Raw genomic sequence first — 15,622 nt, forward strand, 5'->3', positions numbered from 1 at the left:
GGCATGTTATACGACGCTCAAAATTCTTTTCCCCTAATTGGTGCATCATGCACGAGCTTGATCAGCATAACCGGAGACACCTGCAAGAGCATTATGATGCAATGTGGCGTAAAATCCATTGGCAGCTAAAAGCTCGTCATGACTTCCCCTTTCGGTAATTTCACCCTCTTGAAGCACAATGATTTGATCAGCATTTCGAATCGTATTCAAGCGATGGGCAATAACGAAGCTTGTACGTCCTTCCATTAACCGCCCAAGCGCTTCCTGAATGGTAATTTCCGTCACCGTATCGATATTGGAAGTAGCTTCATCTAAAATCAACAGCTTAGGGTCTGCGAGGATGGCGCGACTTATCGACAACAGCTGCTTCTGGCCTTGGCTAATGCCTCCTCCTTCACTTGAGATCCTCGTATCATAGCCTTGGGGGAGCTTTGAAATAAAGTCATGCGCATTTGCCGAAATGGCCGCATTCACCACTTCCTCATCTGTTGCATTTAAACGCCCATAGCGGATGTTCTCTCGGATCGTCCCTGTAAACAAAAATGTGTCCTGAAGCACACAGGCCAGTTGAGATCTCAAGCTCTCTCGAGTAATCGATTCGATTGGCCGGTCATCTAACAATATATCTCCATCGTCCACTTCATAAAAACGAGCAAGGAGATTAATCATCGTTGTTTTCCCAGCTCCTGTGGGGCCGACAAAAGCCACCGTTTCACCTGCTTTTGCTTTAAAAGAAACATCATGTATGATATGCCCAGCTTCTTTTTCGTAGGAAAATGTGACATGCTGGAACGTGACGTCTCCCTTCACTTCATCCATGGCTTTCGCGTTTGTTTCGCCCTTCGCTTCGTTATCCTCATCCATCACTTCAAATACTCGCTCCGCGCCAGCCACGGCCGACAGCAGTGTGTTCCACTGATTAGCAAGGTCGTTCAATGGACGTGTGAACTGGCGCGAAAACTCCACAAAAATGACGATGACACCGATCGATACGATCTCTGGATTATGGTAAGCTAGGAACCCTCCTACCCCAGCGATGAGCGCAAAGCTAGCGTTGTTTAGAAAATTCATCAGCTTCGGGATAAACCCGGAATACACTTGAGCCCAGAAGCCAGCGATTCTCAATACGTTGTTCTTTTCGGTCATTTCGGTCAAAACTCGCTCTTCTTGCGAAAATACTTTGATGACACGTTGTCCAGATAAGGTCTCTTCAATGAATCCATTGATTTCCCCTAGATGACGCTGCTGAGCCTTGAAGCGTACGCTCGTTCGTTTCGTAATCCATTTCATCCCAAAATACATTGCAGGAATAATCGTCATTGTGACAGCCGTCATGATAGGGCTTAACACAAGCATAACGATGACTGTGCCAATAAGTGTTAACACACTCGAACACAATTGAATAAACGATGTATTTAGCGTGTTGCTGACGTTTTCAATATCGTTCGTCACACGACTCATCAATTCGCCGTGCTGGCGTTTGTCAAAGTAGGCTATGGGAAGCTTATGAAATTTATTGAACAACTCTGTACGTAACTGGTACACCGTGCGCTGCGCAATCGCAATCATCGTATTGTTATGAATCATCATTGCTGCTGCTTGCCCAGCAAACACGAACCCTAGCGACACGAGCATCCATATAAATCCTTGCTCTTCCCTATTCGTGATATAGTCATCAATGGCAAACCCAACAATGACCGGCCCTAAAAGACCAAGACCCGAGCTGATGAACACCATAAATACAACGAGAAATAGCTTGTTTTTCGTTTTCGCTAAATAATTCCATAGACGTGCCAGCGTCCCTTTGACGTCTTTTGGCTTCTTTTTTTTATCACTAATGCCTTTTTCGTGTGGCCCTTGACCGAAAACAGAGGTGACCCCACCGGTTTGCTGTGAAGCATCGAGTTCAGGTTTTGGTTGCTGGAATGGTTTCTTTAGCTCTTCAATGATGCGCTTAGCCATTGGACATTTCCTCCTTCCCAGCCTGTGAGGCATAGATGGACTGGTAGAGAGCATCGGTGGCGAGGAGCTCCTCGTGAGTACCTGTACCTCGTATTTTCCCATTTTCTAAGACAAACACCCGATCACAACGAATGGTTGTACTCATCTTCTGTGTGATTAAAAGTGTCGTACATTGATAGGCTTTAAGCGCATCCAGTAACTTGGCTTCGGTGTCTACATCGAGGGCACTCGTGCTGTCATCCAACAACAAAATATCCGGTCTTCGGACTAAAGCTCTTGCAATGGACAGTCGTTGCTTTTGTCCTCCTGACAGGTTGACGCCTTTCTGCCCTAGCGTGGTTTCATATTGATCTGGCAGTTTCATGATCGTACTGTGAATTTGTGCGGCCATCGCTGCCTCACGAATGTCGTCGATGGAGGCATCATTTTTTCCCCATGCGATATTTTCTGAAATGGTGCCTGAAAACAAGAGGACTTCCTGAGGGACATAACCAATGATGCCTCGGAGTGCGTCAAGTTTTTGATCCAAGGTATTTTCGCCGTTCACAAAGACGGTCCCTGAAGTCACGTCATACAAACGTGGAATGAGTTGAAATAATGTCGTTTTCCCTGCACCCGTTGCCCCAATCACGGCGATGCGTTCACCAGGAGCAACCGAAAATGAAATATCTTCTAACACAGCTCTTGATTGATTCGGATATTGGAAATGAACGTTTGAAAACGTGATTTCACCAGCCGTAGTGTGAGACGAACTCGATGCGATAGCGTCACTCTGCTTCTCCACGTTTACATCCGTTTCTAAAACTTCTGCAATTCGATCAGAAGATGCTTGTGCACGAGATAAGCCCATGACAATCATTGAAAATGCTGAAAGTGACCCCATAATGCGCGTGGCGTAGTTGACAATGGCCACGACGTCGCCTGCAGATGCGTCATTCGTACCTACCTGAAGATTCCCAAACCAAAGAATGGCGATGATGCTAAGGTTCATCAGCAGCATGGCTATTGGCATAGCAATTTCGATGAGTCGCAGTGCAGAGACCGTATGATGCTGTAGCTTTTCGCTCTCAGAATTAAACCGGGTCGTTTCGTGTTTTTGGCGTAGAAACGCTTTGATGACTCTCATGCCTGCGAGATTTTCCTGCATCACGGTATTGACGGCATCAATCTTATCTTGAACCGATCGAAACCGTAAGCGAACGCGCTTTAAGATGTGATACAAAAACACACATAAAATTGGCATAAAAAGAAGCAGTACAGAGGCAATTTGCCAATCAACAATAAAGGCCATGACAGTCCCCGCGATAACAAATAATGGCGCACGTGTGGCAAACCGTAATGCCATAAAAACTGTGTTTTGAATTTGGGTGACATCACTCGTCAGTCTCGTGATCAAAGAGGATGTTGGAAATTTAGCGAAATTTTGATACGCAAATGACTGTATTTTTCTGTACAATTGATCTCTTACATCATAACTGACACCTTGACTGGCATAGGCGGCATAAAAAGACGTGATGAGACCTGCAATAAATGCAATAAAGGAGAGACCTAGAAGCACAGCTCCATTCCAGTAGACTGCCTCAAGATTGTCCCCTTGAATGCCATCATCAATAATTTTACCGATTAACAAAGGCTGCACGAGCTCCACAGCAAGCTCCAAAAACATTAAAAGCAACGCCATCGCTGCCGCTATTTTATATTTTTTCAGAAAACTAAGTATGATCTTCATTCTTTTCCCCCACCATCGAGCTACACTTGGACATGCTCATAGACCTTATTAATTAATCGGTTCAACGGACCATTCACGCAATGTAGATTTTTATTCCTGCTCATAATGAGTAAACCATTTTGGCTTGTATAAACGAAAGTCATCGTGCTCTATGCAAATACGATCAATTCGTTGACGCATGGCCGCCGCATTCTCAGGATTCATTTTATTCGTCCAAACCATTGCCGAAATGATTCCCATAGCGGTGTACAGGCTGTAAAACGGCCAAAAATTTGCGGGTGGTTCATTTCCCGAGAAATATCCATAGAGCTGCCCAACCGCAAAAGCACTGCTGCACTCTTGAGAAAAAAAGGCCAGCTTAGTAAAGTCGTGCCACGGATCACCCCAATCAAAACGATCAAAATCAATCACTCCGGCGTATGTAGAATCGTTAACAATCAAATTCCCAACATGAAAATCATCATGCTGAAATTGGTTTGGGCGATCATTCATAAGGTGAAGATGAGACTCTATAAAGGCAAATACCTCTTGGGTCTTTGTGAAGTGCAAACCAAGACGGTGAAAGTCCACTTCATACCGACGATGCTTTGCCACCGCTCTCTCTTTCCAAGAAGGATGGTCTACTGATACGTCATAGCTATGAATAAGAATAAGGTCTTCACCGGAATCCTTCCCAGCGTTCCATTGCTCCTTTGTCGACAGTGAATGCATGTTTTCTCTTATTGTAGTGCCCTCGATGAAGGTGGTCAAAGTGTAGGCAAGGTTATGGTCGGGACACGAATCAACAGTTAACACATCAGCACAATGTACGCCATGACGCTTTAACTTCATCATGTGAGCTGCCACTTCTTTTTTTCGTGACAATCCCTCAAGCGGACCTGATTTAAGGAGAAGTTTTAACCCGTTCTCCATCGTTACTACACTGACTGTATCCTCACTGAATCCACCAGCTAGCAATTGAATTGCTCTAGCATTCCTAACCTCAGGTACATAATGAAGCAGAGACCCCATGTATTTCACCTCAAACGTTTTGAAAATTGGTTTACCTATCATACCATAAACTGAATGAAATCGCTGTCTTAGGGGGATTCATCACACAAAAAAAATGCAAAGAAAAAAGCCGCCCCATAAGCTACATTACAGCTCGGGAACGACTTTACTTATTAATGATGATGTCCACCACCGCCATGATTCTCCTGTTCATCATTCTCTATCGTGTCCTGTTCTTCTTCACTCAAGTCACCAACGACAAATCGTTTGATCGGCGTAAGTGTTTGTTTCTCTGAGACGGTCGCTTCAGCTTTGACATAATAAATTCCATCTGTACCTACTGGAAGAAGAGCTGTGTACATACCATTCGTCGCGGGCTCTCCATCCATGTAAATTGCGTTTTCCCGATCATTTTCCTTCCAAACCGAAAACACAACCTTTGCGTCTTGAATCGGTTCATCCCCGTTTGTCACCATGACCTCTACTGTCGCCTCCTGATCGGGCTGAACGTCACCGACAATTGAAAGCTCTGTGTCCAAAGGAGGCTGTTGAGTGTACAACGTTTCGACGCCTGGTGAAAGACTGCACCCAGTTATAATGAACAGGAGCATCACCCCCATAATGATGTTTGAACCAATCATCTTACTCATCCTATTCATCCCTCCTATGCATTCAGAAACGCCTTCAAACGAGGCACTCGCTTGACAATCAGAAAATCAATCAATGCGACAATGATGATGGATAAGCCAACGAGTGGAAAAAAAACACCGAAGAAAAGAATGAGTAACCATACCCAGCGAAGCTTCGATATTGGTGGTGCTTTTGGTGCTCCAAGGTTTCCTTCAGGCTTTCGCTTCTTCCAGAGCCAAAAGCCGCTCAACACAATTCCAAGAATACCGAGGCAAATGAGAGAGCCGATGAGCTGATTAATCAACCCAAATTGCGTTCCTCGGTGCAGCGTAATCCCTAATGCAATCGTCTTTCCTGCTATGCCATAATCGTCAAAACGATAATCAGCCAAAACGGCTCCTGAATACTGATCAATGTGCACGGTCGCCTCATCCTGCGCGCGTGGAGGGAACGTGGATATCGTATACACACCTTCAGGGCTCGTTGGTATTAACACATCATAGGCTGGAAACACATCTCTTTGCTGTGCTGTTGCAACAACATTATCAATTGATACAGGGACGGCTTCTTGCGGCGTTGATTCCGGTACTGGAAGCTCCTCCGCATTCCATGACACGTCACCTAGCTCACCTGTGGTCATATTTGATGTTGGTGCATCACCAACCCATATGGATGGCGGATATCCTTCACCCGAATTCGTGGCGACAACCTGAACAATATTCCCCCATAAACCCGACCAAGGCAAGCCCGTCATGATGAGAAAAAACATACCTGCAGAGATCCAGACCGCAGGAACGACGTGCAAATCCCTTGCCGCAAGCTTCTTCCCTTTTGACAGGCGTGGAAGCCACGTTCCCCATATGCCTTTTTTTCTCGGCCACCACATATAGAGACCTGTAAAAATTAAGATAATTGCCCAGCAAGCCGCTAATTCAACAATTCGATCGCCCAGAGTGCCAGCACTTAGCTCCCCATGGATGACTTCCAATTGGTTCATAATCATCCGATCATCTCTCATTGACCCAAGAATGGTTCCATTGTAAGGGTCAACAAATACCGTTGTCGCTTCCCCAGCATTCATCATTCCAACCTCAGCAGAACGATCTTCGCTATCCTGTGGTCGATAACGATTAATCATAGCGCCAGGGTATTCCTCTTTAACAAGCGCAATTTGAGCGGACGGTGCCATCGCTTCGCCCTGCGCCTCAACATGGTAATACTCATGGTACAGCGCCTCTTGAATCTGAGGCTTGTACAAATAAATGCCCCCAGTAAGCGCCAATATGAATAAAAAGGGCATCACAATAAGCCCAGCATAAAAATGCCAACGCCAAATGGATTTATACAAAGCAGATCGCCGTGCTTGTTTCGTGTTGTTGTTTTCTTTTTCCACGATTTTTTTTCCCCCTTGTACGTCCTACATGTAGCGTACAGAAGAAGGAGGAAGCCAACAAGGTCTAAACAGCTTCAAATGTGATCATTTGTTGAAAGCCTACATTTTTTCATAATTAAAATTTCAAGGGGATTTGAGACCATAAAAACAAGCCTCCAAGAATAGCTATGCCAGTCAGTAAATTTTTCACAAAATGTGGCATCGTAAGGGGACGTAATAATAACCCCACAATCATTCCTGCACTAAACATCATCAGTAGGACCGTCGCACCTTGAATTGCGATATCACTGACCACTTGTTGAATCTTTAAAAACTGCATGCTGTCCACTTAAATCCCCTCCCCTATAAGGATTGTCGGTCAAATGGCTTAGAAGGTTTAGAGATTTTTAAAACTTCCTGGGTCTATTAACTCAACTTTCTCAGAGAAAAATATTTTTAATGTTGACTGTGCCTGAGGTGAAGCAAGGTGAAATTGATCGATTAACATCTTGAAAAGATGTGTAAAAAAAAATGCTAATGTTCACAATCCTGTATCTTGAAAAGATTTTCTTTTATAACAAAGTGGACTTCCACACCATTAGTAACGACTGCTTCGTCAAAATACTTCGCTTTCCGCGGGCACGGCTTCAGCTTCCTCGGAAAGCAAAAGCGGCTTTCCTGCGGGATCTTCAGCTCGCGCTGTTCCCGCAGGAGTCTGCGTATGTTGACTACGCTGAGGTTAGTTTCTGCGTTTTAATTCATATTACAGCATAAAATGAGGCCATCATTTAAAGATGCTACTAGCGAGACTCCAGCGGCAAAGAAAACACGACGAGGTCTTCTCGAGTCGATGTTGCCCTTGTACCCGTAGGGTGAAAAGAAAACACGATGAGTCGTACTTGCGAATCGATGTTGAACTTATGCCACTTATGGTGACAGCGAGCTTATGGCAGCTTGTATAAAAAGCAACTACAACGTTGGTTTTTAGGTTTACCCAATGATATCTAAGCGTGCCTGCAAAAAAGGTGCATTTTATTTCCATTTACTTGTCTTAAGAAAGAGAAGCACTCAACCTGTCTTTTTATGTGTTTGACGATGCTTCACCTTATTCTAGTTACAGAATATAGCAAGCTCTTTTAAATGGTTCTCCCTATAAAAATCTAACCTCTTACTCTAGGGCGTGTCTTAAATCTCGCTAAGAGGCATCTGTCACCACCTTTCCGTCCCCATCTGCATTCCTTTTCCTTGACTTACGTCCGGTACGCCTGCGAAAAAGCGCCTTGCTTGGAACGAAAATTCGGCAACATCTACTCCCTTCTGAGTTCTCAGACACACCCTAGGAAAAAAGTCATTGACGCTTAATAAATTTTCCTATAGGCTTACTTATGATTATATTTAAGATAAAAAGGGAGAAACGATTATAATGATCAGAAATCGCATTTTATTCTCATTTTTGCTAACAATTACATTTATCATTTCAGGATGTGGACAGAGCTCAACTTCATCAACAACTTCACTATCAGAACTTCCAGAAGAGGTAAAATCCCAACTCCCTTCATCATTAGTAGATAAAGAAGAGGTTCATTTGATGGTCATTCGTAAAATAGGAGGCGACGATCATACCGCTCAATATTTAGCTGGTGCAAAGGCAGAAGGCGAATCTTTAGGTTTCACAGTTGATACATTTTCAGCTAATGGCGATTCAGCTAAGTTTCATGATGCCATCGCTCAAGCTCTCGAAAAAGAGTATGACGGTATTATTCTCTCACACGGAGATGATCCTGCCACAGTGGACGATGTGAAAAAGATTACCGACCAAGGGATCCCTGTTGTTACGTTTGATTCGTTACCGGAACTTGCTGAAATTCCTAATGTGACGGTTACATCACAAGACGATGAAGCATTGGCCACCTTTGCACTCGATCATCTAATTGATAATGAAGGGGAGGATGCAAAGATTGCCTATTTATGGGTTGACGGATTCCCTCCAATGGTTCGGCGAAATGCGGTATATCAAACATATTTAGAAGAATACCCTTCCCTTACAGAGGTAGAACGTTTTGGGATTGCTGCAGAGGATACAAGTGTTCAAACACAAAATGCCGTTTCAGCCATGCTCACAAAATACCCTGAAGGTGAATTAGATGCCATTTTTGCAACATGGGACGCCTTTGCTATCGGTGCAGCCCGTGCAATTAAAGAAGCTGGTCGCGATGATGTGAAAATCTACGGGATAGACGTTTCCAATGCTGACTTACAGGTGATGCAAGAGGATGAGAGTGCTTGGGTATCGACTGCAGCTGTAGATCCAAAAATGATCGGTGCGGTCAACGTGCGTTTAGTTGCCAAAAAAATTGCTGGAGAAGAAACACCACAAGAGTTTCATCTTGAAGCATCGAACATTGACCGTGAGACTCTTATAACTTCTGAAAACCCTGTAAATATGGACAACTTAGCTGACATCCTTCCTGGTTGGGGAGAAACTGATGCGTTCCAAGAACCGTGGATGCAATCACTTAAAGATTATTACAATCAAACAGAGTAGAACCAATAATGACTCTCTAATTTCCGCTATGGAGTGTCATCCACTTGAATACAGTAGGTGATCACGTTGACAAGCCTTCATTTGAAAGATATTTGCATTTCCTTTCCAGGCATTAATGTTCTTAAAGACGTAAGTTTACAGGCACACCAAGGAAAAGTACACGCTCTTCTCGGCGCAAACGGGGCTGGAAAATCAACATTAATGAAAATCCTTGCAGGCGCGTACTCTCATTACAAAGGGAGCATAGAGCTAGACGATAACAAAATCGCAGTTCGTTCCCCTAGAGACGCTAAGCGAAATGGCATACAAGTCGTTCATCAGGAAGTCGACACGTTATTGGTTGATACATTAACGGTTGGAGAAAACATTATGATGGAACAAATCGTGCATCAAAAGAATGAAAGATCCTTCGTTCATTGGACTTCGCTTCATAAGAATGCTCAAGACAAACTTGATGAATTAAATGTTCGAGTTTCTTCCAAACAACTTGTAAGTCAACTGACCCTTGCTGAGAAGCAAATGGTTGTCATTGCAAGAGCCGTTACGATGGATTGTCGTTTTCTTGTGTTAGACGAACCAACTGCCCCATTAAGTGATACTGAAACACAGGGACTTTTTCGACTTGTACGCTCTTTAACAAAAAGAGATGTAGGCATCATATTTATTTCTCATCGTCTGCCTGAAATCTACGAACTCTGTGATGAAGTAACGATCATGAGGGATGGACGGATTGTTGCACATGATCAGATTGAACATATGCAACAATCTAAAATGATCGAACATATGATTGGAACTAAGCTTGCGCAACAATATCCTGAGAAAACCAAGGCACAAGAGACTGTTGTATTAGAGGTTACCCATCTTTCAGAACCTGGAAAGTTAAACGATGTAAATCTCCATCTGAAAAAAGGAGAAATTGTTGGTCTCGCTGGACTTGTAGGAGCAGGAAAAACAGAAGTATTGCGTGCTCTATTCGGTGCCTCGCCCAATGCAACTGTTGAATTGTCTCTTCATGGAAAACATATTCACTTACATTCGCCAGCAAGTGCAGTTGCTCACGGCATAGCACTTGTGCCTGAGGAAAGGCGTCGACAAGGTATTTTTATAAAGGATAGCGTTCGTCATAATTTAAGTGCTTCCTCGCTTGGTAAATTTACAAAGTTCGGTCTGTGGCTACATACTGTCAGCGAGAAAAAAGCCGTAAGTAATATGATCAGCTCTTTAGGAATAAAAGCAGCAAATGACACGACAGATCTACAGCATTTATCAGGGGGCAATCAACAGAAGGTCGCTATAGGTAAATGGTTACTTGCTGATGCCGACGTCTATTTATTTGATGAGCCAACCAAAGGTGTTGATATTGGAGCAAAACGGGACATTTTCCTCCTTTTAAGTAAGCTTGCAAAAGAAGGTAAAACAGTGCTCTATGCCTCCAGTGAGCTATCAGAAATCATCGGAATCTCTCATCGAATTTACGTCATGTATGATGGTCAAATCACTAAAGAATTTGAGACAGAAGGTACCACAGAAGAAGAGCTTATGTTTTACTGCACTGGAGGAACATCAAGTTGAAAAATGATATCACTGAGCATAATAAATCACAAAGCATCTTCAATTTCTTTTATAAATACGGAACAATTCTGACGATCTTTGTTTTAATTATTTTCTTTAGCCTTGCCTCTGAAAGCTTTTTGTCTGCCAGTAATATGATTTCTATTCTTCGATCAATCTCCATTGTCACGATCATCGCGATTGGTTTGACCATCTCGCTTGCAGCTGGTGGTTTTGACCTTTCGATAGGTTCAACAGCATCCATCGCAAACGCCGTTTGTCTATCTTTATTCGTGTGGTTTGGACAAGGTCTTGGAATCAGTATAGGAGTCACGCTATTGGCATGTTTGCTCATTGGTGCAATTAATGCCTTTCTCGTTATTCAATTCCGAATACAGGACATGCTTATGACGCTAGCAACGATGTTTATTTTCCAAGGCGTTGCACTGACCTATACACGTGGGGCTACCATTTCAGAGAATATGGTTATGCCTAATGGAAGCTATGCTGAAGGCACAATCCCTACTCTTTTTGGCACATTGGGCCAAGCTCCGTGGATTATTATCATTATGCTGATTATCGTACTTGTCGTTCACATTGCATTGACCTATACAAAACAAGGACGTTTTCTATACATGATAGGCGGCAATCGTGAAGCTGCTGAACTGACTGGTATTCCTGTCAGCAAATATCGCCTGTTTGCATATATGTTTTCTGCGTTGCTCGCAGGAGTTGGTGGACTTATGCTTGGTGCACGAGTGATGAGTGCAGAAATTAATGCCGGGTCGCCATATTTAATGGATGCAGTAGCCGCCGCCTTTATTGGATACGCCTTTTTAGGGGCAGGAAAACCGAATGCCCTTGGTACATTTGCTGGTGCAATTCTTATAGGTATACTTCAAAACGGGCTCATTATGATGTCTGTTCCCTATTACTCTATGGATATTGTTAAAGGCTCGGTGCTGGCATTAGCATTGGCTCTGACGTACTATAAACGTGCGCACTAAAATGAGGCTACTTCGGAAATCTTGAAAATGATTTCCGAAGCAGCCCTCTCATTCCTACTTAATTGACAGAGATTGACCACTGCACCCTATGAAACTTTTCCTACAAAGACGTACAACTGTAGATCTTTTCTCAACACAGTTAAATTAATCTTTTAGTTCACTCCTCCTTCGTCTCACCAAAAACCATAAAGACGCAGAAACAATCCCAAGAAACATCCCTGAAATCGAAGACACGACCGTTATCCCAATCAGGTTGGTACTGTCTGAAAACCATATCTTCAGGATGAGTGTCAGGAAAGCGACTAGCGTGCTTATTCCCCAAAATATCCATTTTTCTCGGCTGGGTAAGAGATCATTTGACGTCGGTTTTACTCGTTGCTTGAAGATCTGTTGTAGAAATAAAAGAAACAAACCTAACAACCCTAGTAACGACAAGCTGTGTTGCAGAAGTTTATATACTGGAACACCGGCAAGGCTTTGTTGAAGAAAGCTTATCCTGGTGACAAATACGCCAGATTGGTGCGTAAAGGCATCGACAAACAGATGTGAGTAGAATCCAATGATGACTGACAGTAGAAAGACAAGCCAGCTTCGAACTCCAGTTAATCGCCAATTCGACTTATTGGCGATTGAGAGGCAACGGCTGTCGAGTTGTCCCCAAGAAGGCATATGCAGCGCAAGTGGACGTTTCAAAAGAAAGTGAAAAACAACGGCTAGAATAATACTGATAGGCAATGCATGCAAAAACAGTCCTTCCCACGAATGCCCGATCGATTGAAATGGTTCAAGTGCAATAAAATACTCAAAATCGGGAGACATGCTCCCTAAAATTAACCCTGTCAAACAAACATAGCGTGGGCTCACATATTTCGCTGGCAATGCATAAAGCGGATGGCCAAAAGTAAAAGGCATTATGCTGTCTCCTTTATTTCTCAAATCGAGTCGATGTTGTATATGGAAGCTTTTTTCTCATAGGGATATTTTACCACAATTTCATACTCTTGTTTTACTGTTTATATTCCCTCCACAAGCATTTAATCAAATTATGTGAATCAAATGACAATATCCATTTCATCATTGATTTATTGATAATACCTTGCTGCTATGCGATACTCAAAAACGATGATAGACTTTAGTGCTTGACCAATATAAAGAGGGGGTTTTTACATTGCTTCACTATAAACCATTGGCACGTATGCTTACAGTAGCTGCATTCTTGCTCGTGCTGTCCGCTTGCTCGATTATTTCAGAGGATGAGTCCTCCTGGGGCACAATTAAAAATGAAGGCGTTCTTAAAGTAGCGACTTCTGGCACGCTTTATCCTACCTCTTATCATGATGACAACGACGGGTTAACTGGCTATGAGGTGGAGATTGTACGTGAAATGGCTTCTCGCCTTGACTTGGACGTTGAATTCGTAGAAATGGGGTTTGATGGCATGCTACCCTCTGTTGAAAATGGCACGGTGGATATGGCATCCAACGACATCACGATCACGGAAGATCGAAAAGACAAGTTTGCTTATTCATTGCCAATTAAATATTCATATGGTGGGGCCATCGTACGGAAAGAAGATTTGTCAGGCATTCAAACATTAGAGGATTTAAAAGGGAAACGTGCAGCAGGCGCCGCATCATCCATTTACATGAATTTGGCAGAAGAATATGATGCAGAAGCTGTCTATTATGATAACGCCACAAACGACGTGTACTTACGTGATGTTGATAACAATCAAACAGACGTGATCTTAAACGACTATTATTTACAAACGCTCGCTTTAAAAGCCTTTCCTCAGTTCGACATCGTACTACACCCTGACCTCTTCTATTTGCCAAACGATCAGGCCGTTATTATGAAGAAGGGCAATGAGGAATTAATTAAGCAGGTGAATGAAGCTCTTCAATCCATGCTTGAAGACGGTACGGTCACAGAGCTTTCAAAGCAATTTTTTGATGGAGCCGATGTGTCACAGAAACCTGATATCAATTTCGAGGAAGAATAAACGCATATGCGTGATATCGAATGGACAAATCTGTTTGACCCTGAGTTAGCGGTGGAGGCCTTTCCTTATATCCTTCAAGGTATGGGGCTTACACTACTGATTTCACTGATTAGCATGGCTTTCGGGCTTTTGCTTGGTCTGCTTATTGCTTTAGCACGCTCCTCAAATCGAGCGGTTTTACGCTGGCCAGCCAGACTGTATATCTCATTTATGCGCGGTGTCCCGATTTTGGTTATCTTGTTTATTCTGTATTTCGGCTTTCCAGTCATTGGCATTCAATTCACAGCCATTTTAGCAGCGATCATTGGATTCAGCATTAATAGCGCTGCCTATATTGCTGAGATTAACCGCTCAGCCATTTCATCCATTGACAAAGGACAGTGGGAAGGGGCACACGCGTTGAATTTTACGTATTGGCAAACACTACGGCGCGTTATCCTGCCACAGGCAACAAGAGTCGCCATTCCTCCATTGTTTAATGTCTTGCTTGATTTAACGAAAGCGTCCTCGCTTGCGGCGATGATTACTGTACCTGAGCTCCTCCACAAAGCCCGTGTGTTCGGGGCGAAGGAATTCGATTTCATGACCGCTCTCATCGTCGTCGCGATTATTTACTGGGTTGTTTGTTCTGCCATGGCCTTCTTTCAGGATGGTCTTGAAAAGCGATTTAGTCGTTATTTATAAATGCAAAGTCCTGGACAAAGAATTTACTTCACACAAACACTGAACTGCATCCAACGCCATGCTAAACGGCCTCGTTCCTATATTCTTATAGGAGCGAGGCCGTTTAGTCGTTTCAGCTATATAGATGGTGGGAGAATCTATGGAACATTGCTTAATTGTTGTCGTAGATATAGTATAATTAGTTAACAATAACGGTACTCACGGGTGGATCGGCACTCCTTGTAGAAAGGGGGTGTGGACAAGATGACCAGATCATCATGGTGATTTTAAAAGTAATCGAATTAGTGATTACAATAATGTTGTCGTTTGGTACGCTTATTTTTCTGTTAACACAGAAAAATAAGTAATCCACCCCATGAGTTGAGCGCTCTGGCGGATTACTTTTCGTCCTTAGCCGATCCATTACGGAATCGTTGTTGTAAGTCACAAGTGTTAGTAGCACTTGTGGCTTTATTAGTGTTTCCACTTGTTAAGAACAGTATAACACAGAACTCATTGTTTCCCAATACAATGTTTATTTTTGATATTACGCCGGATAGAAACAAATTCGTGAAGAGCTTCTAGAAGAATTGTGCTTTGTTCAAACTTCCCACTATTGTGCTAGAGCGAGATGATAATCAATTCCTTCATCCTGTATTACCCCAACTCAAGAAAACGAGCTCGTTCTTCAGGTGATGGAAGATGGCAAGCATCAACTTGACCAAACCATTGATAACGGTGCTTCGCAAACCAGCGATAGGCAGCGTCACGAAGCCGTTTTGGAAGGACAATCAGTGCAAGCAACAGTTTCCATCCCCCTTTTAAATGGCGACAAATGCGCAAGGCTGCCGTTGACTCTGTGTACATCCCTTTCTTCTCTAATAACACAATGGAATCGGGTCTCTCATGGTTGGGATATTCCGCAAGCAAACGAGCAGCTAACGCTGATTGAAGCGACACAAAATAAAAATATCGCTTTGGATCACGCTTCATAATAAACTGAACCGATTTATCACAGAACGAACATTCTCCATCATAGAAAATGATTCCGTTCTTGTTCAGATCAATTGATGAACTTGTCATCTCCGTCACCCCTCGATATCGTTTTGTATGCTATAGTGTCCTTTTTCACGTATAAACAGCGACTAACCATCATTAGAACTAATAATAT

Annotated in this window: 13 protein-coding genes; 5 read left to right on the forward strand and 8 right to left on the reverse strand. The window is 43.1% G+C overall.

Going from position 1 to position 15,622, the window contains the following annotated elements:
• Positions 1–45 precede the first annotated feature (45 nt).
• From EV213_RS00475 to EV213_RS00500, 6 genes are all read right to left on the reverse strand, one after another.
• Positions 46–1,962 carry an ABC transporter ATP-binding protein gene (locus EV213_RS00475; RefSeq protein WP_133578511.1) on the reverse strand — a complete coding sequence of 639 codons (1,917 nt, stop codon included), beginning with the start codon at positions 1,960–1,962 and terminating at the stop codon, positions 46–48.
• A complete protein-coding gene (locus tag EV213_RS00480) occupies positions 1,955–3,691 on the reverse strand; it encodes an ABC transporter ATP-binding protein (protein ID WP_133578512.1) in 1,737 nt (578 codons plus the stop codon). Before EV213_RS00480 ends, EV213_RS00475 begins: the two co-directional genes overlap by 8 nt.
• A gap of 90 nt (positions 3,692–3,781) precedes the next feature.
• On the reverse strand, positions 3,782–4,702 hold the full coding sequence (locus EV213_RS00485) for an aminoglycoside phosphotransferase family protein (protein WP_166639101.1): 921 nt from the start codon (positions 4,700–4,702) through the stop codon (positions 3,782–3,784).
• A gap of 152 nt (positions 4,703–4,854) precedes the next feature.
• Entirely contained in the window at positions 4,855–5,331 is a 477-nt protein-coding gene (locus EV213_RS00490) for a FixH family protein (protein WP_133578514.1), read from the reverse strand.
• A 14-nt stretch (positions 5,332–5,345) separates the two neighbouring features.
• The gene (locus EV213_RS00495; protein ID WP_243739935.1) at positions 5,346–6,704 is read right to left on the reverse strand and encodes a PepSY-associated TM helix domain-containing protein; all 1,359 of its coding nucleotides are present in this window, start codon (positions 6,702–6,704) and stop codon (positions 5,346–5,348) included.
• Between the two features lie 115 nt (positions 6,705–6,819).
• A complete protein-coding gene (locus tag EV213_RS00500) occupies positions 6,820–7,032 on the reverse strand; it encodes a hypothetical protein (RefSeq protein WP_133578516.1) in 213 nt (70 codons plus the stop codon).
• 1,074 nt (positions 7,033–8,106) lie between these two features.
• Between EV213_RS00500 and EV213_RS00505 the strand changes: the two genes are divergently transcribed.
• The 3 genes from EV213_RS00505 to EV213_RS00515 are packed head-to-tail and all read left to right on the forward strand — an operon-like array spanning position 8,107 to position 11,786.
• Positions 8,107–9,228, forward strand: coding sequence for a sugar ABC transporter substrate-binding protein (locus EV213_RS00505; RefSeq protein WP_133578517.1), 1,122 nt, complete (start codon positions 8,107–8,109; stop codon positions 9,226–9,228).
• 57 nt (positions 9,229–9,285) lie between these two features.
• Entirely contained in the window at positions 9,286–10,800 is a 1,515-nt protein-coding gene (locus EV213_RS00510) for a sugar ABC transporter ATP-binding protein (RefSeq protein WP_341770309.1), read from the forward strand.
• Complete coding sequence (locus EV213_RS00515) at positions 10,797–11,786, forward strand: ABC transporter permease (protein ID WP_208112695.1); 990 nt, start codon at positions 10,797–10,799, stop codon at positions 11,784–11,786. Before EV213_RS00510 ends, EV213_RS00515 begins: the two co-directional genes overlap by 4 nt.
• A gap of 144 nt (positions 11,787–11,930) precedes the next feature.
• On the opposite strand, the gene EV213_RS00520 is transcribed toward EV213_RS00515, so the two are convergent.
• Positions 11,931–12,698, reverse strand: a complete 768-nt coding sequence (locus tag EV213_RS00520) for a DUF4184 family protein (protein ID WP_133578519.1) — start codon at positions 12,696–12,698, stop codon at positions 11,931–11,933.
• Positions 12,699–12,981: 283 nt separating this feature from the next.
• On the opposite strand from EV213_RS00520, the gene EV213_RS00525 reads away from it, so the two are divergent.
• Positions 12,982–13,788: a transporter substrate-binding domain-containing protein gene (locus EV213_RS00525; RefSeq protein ID WP_133578856.1), complete on the forward strand. Its 807-nt coding sequence runs from the start codon at positions 12,982–12,984 to the stop codon at positions 13,786–13,788.
• Positions 13,789–13,794: 6 nt separating this feature from the next.
• Positions 13,795–14,472 (forward strand): amino acid ABC transporter permease, encoded by a 678-nt coding sequence (locus tag EV213_RS00530; RefSeq protein WP_133578520.1) that lies wholly within the window; start codon positions 13,795–13,797, stop codon positions 14,470–14,472.
• Between the two features lie 636 nt (positions 14,473–15,108).
• On the opposite strand, the gene EV213_RS00535 is transcribed toward EV213_RS00530, so the two are convergent.
• Positions 15,109–15,534 carry a thiol-disulfide oxidoreductase DCC family protein gene (locus EV213_RS00535; RefSeq protein ID WP_133578521.1) on the reverse strand — a complete coding sequence of 142 codons (426 nt, stop codon included), beginning with the start codon at positions 15,532–15,534 and terminating at the stop codon, positions 15,109–15,111.
• Positions 15,535–15,622 lie beyond the last annotated feature (88 nt).

The sequence above is a fragment of the Aureibacillus halotolerans genome (assembly GCF_004363045.1).
In the GTDB taxonomy this organism is placed as follows: Bacteria; Bacillota; Bacilli; order Bacillales; family DSM-28697; genus Aureibacillus; species Aureibacillus halotolerans.

Bases quoted from the DNA above. Each gene is read 5' to 3' on its own strand.
- EV213_RS00475 (WP_133578511.1), bottom strand. From the start codon at position 1,962: ATGGCTAAGCGCATCATTGAAGAGCTAAAGAAACCATTCCAGCAACCA.
- EV213_RS00480 (WP_133578512.1), bottom strand. From the start codon at position 3,691: ATGAAGATCATACTTAGTTTTCTGAAAAAATATAAAATAGCGGCAGCG.
- EV213_RS00485 (WP_166639101.1), bottom strand. From the start codon at position 4,702: ATGGGGTCTCTGCTTCATTATGTACCTGAGGTTAGGAATGCTAGAGCA.
- EV213_RS00490 (WP_133578514.1), bottom strand. From the start codon at position 5,331: ATGAGTAAGATGATTGGTTCAAACATCATTATGGGGGTGATGCTCCTG.
- EV213_RS00505 (WP_133578517.1), top strand. From the start codon at position 8,107: ATGATCAGAAATCGCATTTTATTCTCATTTTTGCTAACAATTACATTT.
- EV213_RS00520 (WP_133578519.1), bottom strand. From the start codon at position 12,698: ATGCCTTTTACTTTTGGCCATCCGCTTTATGCATTGCCAGCGAAATAT.
- EV213_RS00525 (WP_133578856.1), top strand. From the start codon at position 12,982: ATGCTTACAGTAGCTGCATTCTTGCTCGTGCTGTCCGCTTGCTCGATT.
- EV213_RS00530 (WP_133578520.1), top strand. From the start codon at position 13,795: ATGCGTGATATCGAATGGACAAATCTGTTTGACCCTGAGTTAGCGGTG.
- EV213_RS00535 (WP_133578521.1), bottom strand. From the start codon at position 15,534: ATGACAAGTTCATCAATTGATCTGAACAAGAACGGAATCATTTTCTAT.